General features: G+C 26.8%; 10 protein-coding genes. All 10 read right to left on the bottom strand.

What is annotated here, in order from left to right:
* Nucleotides 1–23: 23 nt before the first annotated feature.
* Nucleotides 24–797, bottom strand: a complete 774-nt coding sequence (sigG, locus tag O212_RS0107880) for an RNA polymerase sporulation sigma factor SigG (protein WP_024614576.1) — start codon at nt 795–797, stop codon at nt 24–26.
* Nucleotides 798–876: 79 nt separating this feature from the next.
* Nucleotides 877–1,584, bottom strand: a complete 708-nt coding sequence (sigE, locus tag O212_RS0107875; RefSeq protein ID WP_024614575.1) for an RNA polymerase sporulation sigma factor SigE — start codon at nt 1,582–1,584, stop codon at nt 877–879.
* A gap of 27 nt (nt 1,585–1,611) precedes the next feature.
* Nucleotides 1,612–2,415 carry a sigma-E processing peptidase SpoIIGA gene (locus O212_RS0107870; protein ID WP_024614574.1) on the bottom strand — a complete coding sequence of 268 codons (804 nt, stop codon included), beginning with the start codon at nt 2,413–2,415 and terminating at the stop codon, nt 1,612–1,614.
* A 244-nt stretch (nt 2,416–2,659) separates the two neighbouring features.
* Nucleotides 2,660–5,278, bottom strand: coding sequence for an SH3 domain-containing protein (locus O212_RS0107865; RefSeq protein ID WP_024614573.1), 2,619 nt, complete (start codon nt 5,276–5,278; stop codon nt 2,660–2,662).
* A 191-nt stretch (nt 5,279–5,469) separates the two neighbouring features.
* Entirely contained in the window at nt 5,470–6,621 is a 1,152-nt protein-coding gene (gene ftsZ / locus O212_RS0107860) for a cell division protein FtsZ (protein WP_024614572.1), read from the bottom strand.
* A 13-nt stretch (nt 6,622–6,634) separates the two neighbouring features.
* Nucleotides 6,635–7,918 (bottom strand): cell division FtsA domain-containing protein, encoded by a 1,284-nt coding sequence (locus O212_RS0107855; RefSeq protein WP_024614571.1) that lies wholly within the window; start codon nt 7,916–7,918, stop codon nt 6,635–6,637.
* A gap of 164 nt (nt 7,919–8,082) precedes the next feature.
* On the bottom strand, nt 8,083–9,138 hold the full coding sequence (locus O212_RS0107850) for a type IV pilus twitching motility protein PilT (protein WP_024614570.1): 1,056 nt from the start codon (nt 9,136–9,138) through the stop codon (nt 8,083–8,085).
* A gap of 75 nt (nt 9,139–9,213) precedes the next feature.
* The gene (gene sigK / locus O212_RS0107845; RefSeq protein WP_024614569.1) at nt 9,214–9,915 is read right to left on the bottom strand and encodes an RNA polymerase sporulation sigma factor SigK; all 702 of its coding nucleotides are present in this window, start codon (nt 9,913–9,915) and stop codon (nt 9,214–9,216) included.
* A gap of 78 nt (nt 9,916–9,993) precedes the next feature.
* Nucleotides 9,994–11,595, bottom strand: a complete 1,602-nt coding sequence (locus O212_RS0107840; RefSeq protein WP_029699248.1) for a penicillin-binding transpeptidase domain-containing protein — start codon at nt 11,593–11,595, stop codon at nt 9,994–9,996.
* 58 nt (nt 11,596–11,653) lie between these two features.
* Entirely contained in the window at nt 11,654–12,271 is a 618-nt protein-coding gene (udk, locus tag O212_RS0107835) for a uridine kinase (RefSeq protein ID WP_024614567.1), read from the bottom strand.
* Nucleotides 12,272–12,277: the final 6 nt, after the last annotated feature.

Here is a 12,277-nt window from a genome sequence, read left to right as displayed (position 1 = left end):
AGAACTCTTAAAGAGTTCTTTTTTTAAACATACTTCCTCATGTGCTTAAGTGCCGTTTTTTCTAGTCTAGATACTTGAGCTTGAGATATTCCTATCTCATCTGCAACTTCCATTTGGGTTCTTCCCTTAAAAAATCTAAGATTTAATATTAACTTTTCTCTATCACTCAATCTTTTCATAGCTTCATTTATAGATATATTTTCAAGCCAACTATCATCCGTATTTTTCGAATCGCTAATTTGATCCATTACATATATGGCATCTCCTCCATCATGGTAAATTGGTTCAAATAAAGAAACTGGATCCTGTATTGCATCTAATGCAAAAACTACCTCTTCTCTTGGAAGTTCAAGTTCCTTAGCAATTTGAGATACATTTGGTTCTCTATTATTATCTTTTACAAGCTTATCTCTAACTAACAATGCTTTATAAGCTATATCTCTTAATGATCTACTAACTCTTATTGAATTATTGTCTCTTAAATATCTTCTTATTTCACCTATTATCATAGGAACAGCATAAGTCGAAAACTTAACATTTTGAGATAAATCAAAATTATCTATAGCTTTCATAAGACCTATACAACCAACTTGAAATAAGTCATCAACATTTTCTCCTCTATTATTAAACCTTTGAATAACACTTAATACAAGCCTTAAGTTTCCTTTTATAAAAGTTTCTCTAGCACTGTTGTCACCAGATTGCATCTTTAATAAAAGTTCTCTCTTTTCCTTTTCTTTAAGTATAGGAAGTTTTGCAGTATTTACTCCACATATCTCTACTTTATTAATGATCAAGGTCATCAACTCCTTTGGAAGTAATATCATCTCAATAGAAAGTATTTCCGCAAGGAGTAACTTTTATACTAAAGACAACCTAAACCATTTTACTTATTTCTTTTTTCAATCTACTTATTATCTTTTTTTCTAATCTTGATATATATGATTGTGATATTCCAAGAATATCAGCAACCTCTTTTTGAGTCTTTTCATTATTTCCATTTAATCCAAATCTCAATCTAACAATTTCTTTTTCTCTTTCATTTAAATTTTTTAAAGCAATAAATAATAATTGTTTATCAACTTCATCTTCTATCAAATTATATACAATATCATTATCAGTACCAAGTATATCTGATAATAGTAGTTCATTTCCATCCCAATCTATATTAAGTGGCTCATAAAATGATACTTCGGCTTTTATTTTATTATTTCTTCTTAAATACATAAGTATTTCATTTTCAATACATCTTGATGCATAAGTTGCAAGTTTTATTTTTTTATCTGGTTTAAAGGTGTTAACAGCCTTTATTAATCCTATAGTTCCAACTGAAATTAAATCTTCAACATACACTCCTGTATTTTCAAACTTTCTTGCTATATATACAACTAACCTTAAATTTCTTTCTATTAATATACTTCTTATCCCTTCATCTCCATTACTTAGCTTATTAACTAAATCTTCTTCTTCATCTTTACTAAGTGGTGGTGGTAATGCATCATTTCCTCCGACGTAATGAAGTTTTTTTCTAAATAAACCCAATTTTTCAAATATTCTATTTAATAAAAGTTTTATTTTAATCATATTTTCCTCCTTAATATTAACTATAATTTATATTACGCCTCTTGGTATCAACGCATTAAAATCATTTTCTCTACTTAAATTATCCTTGCATGGACATAATATTACATCTATAACTTTAAATGTTTGTCCACTCTTTTTAAGCTTTATATTATCCACCCTAAAGCCTTTTAAACTTCCATTATATCCTATAGCACTATATGGAATATAATATAAACCATCATGTTCTACATCTATTCCATCTAAATAATCTTCCTCTATTAATATACATGGTAAATTTGTTATAGGCTCTCTAAGCTCATTACCCGAATCTAGAAATCCTTTTATTTTTAAATCTCTATCTTTAATAGAAAATTCTACATCATAATAAAAATTATTAATAATATTTTTTTCTCTTATATATGTTGTAATTCTTTCTAAGGCTATACATAAAATAGATAAACTTAAAATTAAATACTTTACTTTAAAATTCTTTATCATAATACCATCACTTATAGAATATTCATTAGTTATAATTGCAATTTTGAAGCAAAGTCCACTTAATACGCAAGATGATACTATAAATACAGCTCCACTTTTTAAAGATTTTATAATACTTTTATTATTAAGAGGTATATAAGCTATACCAAATGCAACAACAATTTGAATTATATTATTTGATAAAAAACTTATTTCTTGTATAACCATGGTTAATGTATATAATGAACCTAAAATAGCTGACACTATACACATTTTAAATGAATATTTTTCTCTGATAATTTTGTAAGTTGTCAGTAACAAAAATAAATTCACTAGGAAATTTTCAATTAATAGTATATCTACATATATATCCACTTACCTTCCCCCTTAATAAAATTATATAACTATCACATTCAAAATTTTGTCATATTAATTGATATAAACATAATTTTTTAAATCATTTTTTTTACATTTCATTACAAGAAATATGATATTAAAATATTTTTAAACTTTTTATGTATTTTAATTTTAATATATAACTAAATAAAAAAGAGAGAGACTTAAAAATCTCCCTCTTTTTTGTTATTTTATATACTTATTTAACTTAAAATAATTATTTTTAATTAAACTTAGGCTTATCATAAATAAAGTCATTATTTCCTGTATACAGGTGTTGCATTTCTTCCATCTGTGCTCCTATTTCTTGTGCATACCATGGAGTAGTTGCATATTGATGCCATATTAATGATTCATTAGGTGAATATCTCATTTTATATAATGTATTTTGCTTATAAGTTGAGCTTTTAACATAATTATCTGAAACAAATTTAGCTGCACCTTCTATTGCTTTATCAATACTTGTCCATCCATGATTATAAGCATAAGTTGTTCCAAGTATTAAAGCTCTATTTTGGAAAACACTTGAATTATCATATGCACCTATTCCAAATAAATTGTAAACTGTAACTGGTTTATCTAATTTTATCATTTTATAACCAATTAATTGACCTTTATCATTTTTAATTTCTTGACTAGTATCTGCGATTTCTGTTATTCTTACACCTTTAGCTAAAGTGCTCTTACCATATCCAGTTTCATGAATCGATTGAGCTGCAAAATATAATGGGTCTATACCAAACTTTTTTGCTGAATTTATAAATGCATTAGCCTGTCCCATTAATACCCCAGCATTTCTTGATGAAAAATAATTATTTAATCCACTAGCACTAATACTTCTATACTCATCTAATCTTAAATATTGTAATTGATTAGTAGCATACTTTGGATTTATATATTTTTCATAATAAGCATAATCATATGCTGAATTTCTTGATTTTTGTAATTTAATATAAGAATCTAATGACATATTATAATTTGTATAAATAACATTTTGTTCATTTGGAATATTATTTCCTATATCATCTTTTGATACTTCTTTTATATATTCTTTTGAAGAATATCCTATTAAAGATGAATCCTTAATTTTATAAAAACCATTTTCTTCTCCTAATATTTCAACTACTTCACCATTTCTTAAATTTCCTATTATTTTTGCTGAAGTATTAGGCTTTTCCCTAATTCTTAATTCACTATTAACTTGAACTTTTCCATATTTCTCTTTTGATTCTGGTTTATTTTCAGGTTTATCATCTGGTTTTGTATTTGTATCATCCTTTGGATAAAATTTCACATAGTCTTCATGAATATATCCATTTAAATTTCCTTTTTTTATTTTATACCATGAACCGCTTTTACCAGTAACATCAAATTTATCTCCATTTAATAAATATCCAACAACATTATAATTAGTTCCTGGACCTTTTCTAACCCTTAAATTGCTTGTTATATTTATAACTTTTCCTGTTCCTTCACATCTATTATTTGAATTCTCATTATTATTACTGTTACTATTGTTATTACTACTTGTTATTTTTACATAATCTCCATGGACATATCCATAACTACCTTTGTATTTTATTTTATACCATGAACCTGATTTTGAAACTATGTCAAGTTTATTTCCGTTTCTTAAATATCCTATAGTTTCTGAGCTTGTTGATGCTCCTTTTCTTACTCTAAGTTCACTTGTAATATTTACAACTACACCTTGCTTACTTACATTTTCTGATGGTTTACTATTGTTACTATTATTATTATTGTTACTATTATTGTTACTACTTGTTATTTTTACATAATCTTCATGGACATATCCATAACTACCTTTGTATTTTATTTTATACCATGAACCTGATTTTGAAACTATGTCAAGTTTGCTTCCATTTCTTAAATATCCTATAGTTTCTGAGCTTGTTGATGCTCCTTTTCTTACTCTAAGTTCACTTGTAATATTTACAACTACACCTTGCTTACTTACATTTTCTGATGGTTTACTATTGTTACTATTATTATTATTGTTACTATTATTATTACTACTTGTTATTTTTACATAATCTTCATGGACATATCCATAACCATTTTTGTATTTTATTTTATACCATGAACCTGATTTTGAAACTATGTCAAGTTTATTTCCGTTTCTTAAATATCCTATAGTTCCTGAGCTTGTTGATGCTCCTTTTCTTACTCTAAGTTCACTTGTAATATTTACAACTACACCTTGCTTACTTACATTTTCTGATGGTTTATTATTGTTACTATTATTACTACTATTATTATTGTTGTTACTATTTGTTATTTTTACATAATCTTCATGGACATATCCATAACCATTTTTGTATTTTATTTTATACCATGAACCTGATTTTGAAACTATATCAAGTTTATTTCCGTTTCTTAAATATCCTATAGTTTCTGAGCTTGTTGACGCTCCTTTTCTTACTCTAAGTTCACTTGTAATATTTACAACTACACCTTGCTTACTTATATTTTTTTCTTTATTGTCAACTTCTTCTTTGTTTAAAGTTACCTTTATATAATCTTTGTAAATATATCCTTCTTTATCACCAAACTTAATCTTATACCAATATCCATCTCTTTCCAAAACATCAATTGATTGTCCTTCTTTTAAGTATCCTATAATTTCACTACTTGTACTAGCTTTCTTTCTTATTCTAAGGCTAGATTGTACGTTAACAACTTTGCCTTTTCCTATTATATGACTTGAAACAATAGAAGTTTTATGTGTAGTAGCAAAAGCTTCATTATTATTTAATACTATTGATGCTGTCGTTGTTGCTGCAAACATCAATAACATTGTTGATATTTTTTTTCTATTCATAATAATCTCCCCATATAAAACATTATTTTTACAATTTTTCTATCATTACTTTTAATTTTAACATAATTTTCTTAGTCATAAAACATTTTCAAATTCTAAATTAATTATTTTTTTACCATTTTGTAACTTTTATCATAAAAAAAAGTTTTAGATATTAAATCTAAAACTTTTTTAACCTAACACTTGTAAAATTAATTTGATCTTCTTGGTCTTCTTAAAAATGTTGGTATTGATAAATCTTCTTCAGTATAAGTTATTGTTGAACTTACTGTTTCTTCTGCAGTTGCTGCAACTTCTTGTTTAGGTTCTTCAACAGTTTCTTCAACTTGTTTACTTATTTGTTTCTTCACTTCAACTTTAGATGATTCTTTTGGAGCAGCTCCAATTCCATCTTCTTCAAATCCTGTTGCTATAACAGTAATTCTTATTTCATCTTGAAGTGTTTCATCAATAACAGCACCAAATATTATATTTGCATCAGCATCAGCTGCTTCTCTTACAACATCAGCTGCTTCATAAACTTCTAAAGCTCCAAGATCAGCTCCACCTGTAAAGTTTAATATTACGCCAGTAGCACCTTCTATTGAAGTTTCTAATAATGGTGAAGCTATAGCTTCTTTTACTGCATCAGAAGCTCTATTATCTCCTTTTCCATGTCCAACTCCCATATGTGCTAATCCTTTATCTAACATGACAGCTTTTATATCAGCAAAGTCAGCATTAACTACCCCAGGAATAGTTATAAGGTCTGATATTGCTTGTACACCTTGTCTTAAAACATCATCAGCTAATCTGAATGAATCTAAAAGTGTTGTCTTTTTATCTGCCATAAATAATAATCTCTCATTAGGAATTATTACTAATGTATCAACCTTTTCCTTTAACTTAGCAATACCCATTTCAGCATGTCTCATTCTTCTCTTTCCTTCAAATGGGAAAGGTTTAGTTACAACACCTACAGTAAGTATTTCTAATGATTTAGCAATTTCAGCAACAACTGGTGCAGCACCTGTTCCTGTTCCGCCACCCATTCCAGCAGTTATAAATACCATATTAGCTCCTTTAATAGCTGCTGTAATTTCTTCTCTACTCTCTTCTGCTGCTTTTTGTCCAATTTCTGGATTTGCTCCAGCTCCTAATCCCTTAGTAAGCTTTTCACCTATTTGTATTTTCTGATTGGCATGTGATAGCATAAGAGCTTGTTTATCTGTATTGATAGCTATAAACTCTACATTTTTTAATCCTTCAACTATCATTCTATTAACAGCGTTACTTCCTCCGCCTCCACAGCCTATGACTTTTATATTAGTTAATTCTTGCATATCAACTTCAAAATCTAACAAAACAATTCCTCCTTTAGAAAATATCCTCTAGTAAACTTCTTATTTTTCCCCTAATGCCAGTATTCTTTTTTTTCTTATCGTGACCTAAATTTTCTATTTCACACTCGGCTTTATCATTTATATCACTTATTTTTTCAAATCTTAAAGTATTATCTTTAACATCTTTTGTAAAATCCTCATATATTAATTCTACCCTATCATGTACCTCTTTAACAATAGCTAAAGACGTAATATTTGAAAGATTTGGCATATTAAAATCATTTTTTGTAGTTATATTAACATTACAATTTATGATTTCATTAATTAATTCTTGTATATTCTCAAAATTTGTTAAAGAATCACTACATAAAATTATACTACATAAATCATTATAATGACTAGTGTTTTTTAACTCATTATTTACATAATTAAGAATTTCTTCAATTCTAGCTTCACAAACTTTAAAATATAATTCTTTATGAATACTCTTACCATCTATAGATATTTCTTTTTCTGAATCATCATTTAAAATATTAACATAATTACTACTATATTTGCACTTAATTGATTCAGCCTCATCATTCAATAAGCCTGCACATATGGAAAGATCACTAGTAATATTATTACCACCTAATGGAATAGAAATAACTTCCTTAATGTTTCCATTTTCAAATATACCAATTTCAGTTAATCCAGCTCCACTCTCTACAATTGCTCTTTTTCCAGACTCTTCTCTGAATAAAAATATATTTTTCAATGAATTTATATTAGCAATAAATCCTTTAATATTATATCTAGTATCTATGCACAAAGTTTTATATTTATTTAATTCATCTCTATCATATAAAAAAATAGTCACATTTGCATATATTTCTTCTTCTGATACTTTCTTAGGAATTTCAAACTTTATATCATTACCTATTTTATAATAGTTTATTGATATATCACATATTCTTTCATCTTCTCCTAAATTAATATTGTCTTTTAAATTTAATATTGCTTCATTTAAATTTTTCACAAAACTATCATGAGTATTTATTATCTTTATTTCTTTTTCAATCAATATTAAATCAGAAGATGGCAAACCTATGTAAACATCATAAATTTTTTTATTAATTTCTTCTTCTAATTTATATAAAGCTTCGAGAAAGCTTTCCTTACATGCTTTACTGTCAACTATACATCCTCTCTCTATACCTTTAGAGTAAACACAAGAACTTCCTAATATTTCAACTTCTTCACCTAGTCTTGATATACCACTTGATGCTGAAATTTTTTGTGTTCCTATATCTACTGCTGTCACTAAAAATTCTTGCATTTTGCCTACCTTCCCTCCTGTCATTCTATCTTACATTTATATATTCAACATATATTTTTAAATTCCTCTTTATTTTGACTACTTATTAATTTATTAATATTTTCGTTATTTTTTAATATAAAAATATACCTACTGTTATAATAACAGTAGGTATATTTTAACTTTTAAAACTTTATCATTCTATTAATCATTTCTTTATCTACAGCATATGTAACTGCAACTTCTTTATCTATAACACCTAAATTAATAAGATCTACTAAATACATATCCATTGTTTTCATTCCAAACTTACTACCAGTTTGTATAACAGATTGTATTTGATGTGTTTTCCCTTCTCTTATTTGATTTTGAATTGCTGGATTAATTATCATAGTTTCAAGAGCAGCAACTCTTTCACTATTATCAACAGTTGGAATTAATTGCTGAGATATTATTCCTTGCAAAACTGATGCTAATTGAATTCTTATTTGTTGTTGCTGATATGGTGGAAATACATCTATAATTCTATCAATAGTTTGAGTAGCTCCAATAGTATGAAGAGTAGAAAGAACTAAATGTCCTGTTTCCGCTGCTGTAATTGCAATAGAAATTGTTTCTAAATCTCTCATCTCACCAATTAATATAACATCTGGATCCTCTCTTAATGCTGCTCTAAGAGCATTTTTATAACTCTTACTATCTCTTCCAATTTCTCTTTGATTTATTATACTCTTTTTATGCTTATGAATATATTCTATAGGATCTTCTAATGTAATTATATTTTCACTTCTAGTTGAATTAATTTCATTTATCATTGCAGCTAATGTTGTACTTTTACCACTTCCAGTTGGGCCAGTAACTAAAACAAGCCCTCTTTTTTTATTAGCTAGTTCTTTTACTATAGAAGGATGATTTAATTCCTCTAATGTAGGAACATCTAATGTTATACTTCTTATAGCAATAGCATCACTTTCTAACTGCCTAAATACATTAACTCTAAATCGTCCTATTCCATCTAATGAATAAGAACTATCCATTTCTCCTATTTCATTGTATTTTTCAAATTTATTCCCTAATATCTCTTGTGATAAATTCCTTAAATCATCTATAGATAATATTTCTTCACCTAACGAACTTAACATTCCATTTTTCCTAATCATAGGTGGTAAATTAGCTGTTAAATGTAAATCTGAAGCTTTATATAAAATAGTTTTTTCTAAAAGTTCTTTTAAAGTATACATATTTTCCCCCGTACTTTTATAATTTATTTTATAATATATAAATCCCCCTAAATTTAGAGGAATTTATAAAGAAATTTATGTTATTTTACCATACAAAACTTTTTGTAATTTTTTTAATGCCTTTTTTTCTATTCGAGAAACATAAGACCTAGATATATTAAGTTTTGCAGCTATTTCTCTTTGAGTTTTACTCTTTCCATCTTGAAGTCCATATCTCATAACTATTATATCATATTCTCTATCTGTAAGTATTTCTTCCATTTTTTTATATAGAGCTCTAACCTGAAGATTACTCTCAACTTTTTCTATTACAGAATCTTTATCACTACTTAATACATCAATTAAACATATCTCATTTCCTTCTTTATCTATTCCTATAGGATCTTGTAAGTATACTTCTCCTTTTTGCTTTTTATTATTTCTAAAAAGCATAAGTATTTCATTTTCAATACATCTTGATGCGTAAGTTGCAAGTCTCGTTCCCTTATCTGCATCAAAAGAATCAATAGCTTTTATTAAACCTACAGTTCCTATTGAAATAAGTTCATCTACATCTTTGTTTGGAAACGAATATTTTTTTACTATATGTGCAACCAATCTTAAGTTTCTTTCAATTAAAACACTCTTCGCCCCTTTATCCCCCTCTTTCAATTTTCTTAAATACTTTTCCTCTTCTTTTTCATTAAGAGGTGTTGGGAAAGTGTTATTATTAGAGATATAACCACTTAAAAATATTGTATTGCATAATAGATCAATAAAATTTGATATTACTAACACTTTCTTCCTCCCTTATAGTGCTTACTAATATCATATGATTTTTTTTCTTAAAACTTGCTATTAGAAAAAAATATATTTTTATTTACTTTTAAGTTCTAAAACAATATCTTTAAATATAGGTGCTGCAGTAGTTCCTCCACCTATACTTTTTTCTTCAACCAAATCTGGAACAAATACTATCATTGTATATTCTATATTGTTTATTGTAAAATATCCTGCAAACCATCCATGTGTTGTTCCTCTGCTACTTGATGAAGATCCAGTTTTACCTCCAACATTAACATCTTTAACATAAGCCCCCTTTCCAGTTCCATTTATCACTACATCTTTCATATCATTTTTAACTAATTTACTTGTTGTCTCAGTAAATATTCTTTCTTCTGTTGTTTTATATTGTTTTATTTTTTTATCTTCATTATCTACTATACTCTCAACTATATAAGGTTTTATATATACTCCATCATTTACTATGCTATTTACAGCACCAAGCATTTGAATAGGAGATACATTCATTGCTTGGCCTATAGATATTAATGCTATCTTATTATTATTTTTAGGATCATCATTTAAAGGTTTCATACCAGCTGTTTCATTTTTATTTTCTCCTTGAAAATTTAGAACCCTTTTAAAAATCCCAACTCTTTCACTATATTCCATCAACTTATCATATCCAACTTTTCTTCCTATAGCTCCAAATACATCATTACATGATCTTATTAATCCTTCTTCTATTGTTAATGTTCCATGAACTTTACCATTACACATCTTTCCATTACAAGATACTGTATTATACGGGGTTATGAATCCTTCTTCCAAAGCTGCAGCATAAGTTATTAGCTTGTATATTGAGCCTGGTTCATACCCAACTCCTTCAATTCCTAAATTTATATTAGCTTGACTTTCATCTTTTTGAACCATAGCCTTAATCTTTCCTGTATTACTTTCAATTAAAGTAACACCAACATTTTTATAATCTATATATTCTTCTTTTGATAAAACTCCCCTTATAATATCTTCAAATTCTTTATCTATAGTTAATTTAACATTTCTATTTTCTTTATTTAAATTAAGTTCATCTATTGAATAAGTATTTTTTTCATCTAAGTAAAAATTTTTTTTAGGTATTATGTTGTTCTTTATATTATTGAAAACTTCTTCATTCAAAGAATCTTTATACAATCCTTCTTCACTTATATTTGAAAACATAGCACTTACAGACCACGCTTCTTTCATATCTATCTCATCACTTATAAATGTGTATACGCCTTTTAAATTATTTAATTTATTTATTTTATCATATGTTTCCTCTGATATTTCATAATATAACTTTCCTTGACTTCTCATAACATCAGTATAATTAAATTCTTCTGTTTCTGCCTTCATTATAAAATTTAAAGCCATAAGATCTTCTAATGTTTCTCCATAGTTGTTTAAGCTAAATGGCCTTGAATCAATTACTAAAACATATTTCTTTTTATATGTCATTAAATCTTTTCCATTAGTATCTAAAAGCATGTACTTACTATTACTTATATTTTCTGTTTGATGATTTTTATAATTTGCTTCTACCCTCTCTGTTGGATGAACAGTTAAAAAATATAATCTAACTGAAAGAATAGCAAATATGCATAGGATTAAAATTAATATTCCATTATATCTTCTCAAATTCTTTTTTCTCATAAAAAGGAAACACCTCCTCCTAGCTAATTCTTGACTAAGAAAAGGTGTTTTATTCAACCTATTTTAATATATCTTTTATTTTTGAAACTAAGATGTCTATCGCTACCTTATTATGTCCACCTTCTGGAACAATTATATCAGCATATCTCTTAGTTGGTTCAGTAAATTGCATATGCATTGGTCTAACTACTGAAAGGTATTGTTCAACAACTGAATCTACAGTTCTTCCTCTTTCATTTATGTCTCTTACAAGTCTTCTAAGTATTCTTATATCTGCATCTGTATCAACATAAACTTTAATATCTAATAAATCTCTAATTCTTTCATCTTCAAGTACTAATATACCTTCAACGATTATTATTTCTCTTGGTTTTACTAAATTTGTTTCTTTTGCTCTATTATGTATAGTAAAATCATATATTGGTTTTTGAATTTCTTCACCTGAAATTAATGTATTTAAATGTTCTAATAACAAATCATTATCAAAAGCTCTTGGATGATCATAATTAGTTTTTGTTCTTTCTTCCATGCTTAAATGACTTTGATCTTTATAATACGCATCTTGTTGTATCATTGCAATACATTCTTCATTAAAGCTATTAAATATTTCATCAGCTATTGTACTTTTTCCTGATCCTGTTCCACCAGTGATTCCAATAAGTATAGGTTTTTTCATTAAATT

The sequence above is a fragment of the Clostridium sp. Ade.TY genome, from assembly GCF_000498355.1.
Classification (GTDB): Bacteria; Bacillota; Clostridia; order Clostridiales; family Clostridiaceae; genus Clostridium.
This window is presented reverse-complemented; position numbering and strand designations above follow the sequence as displayed.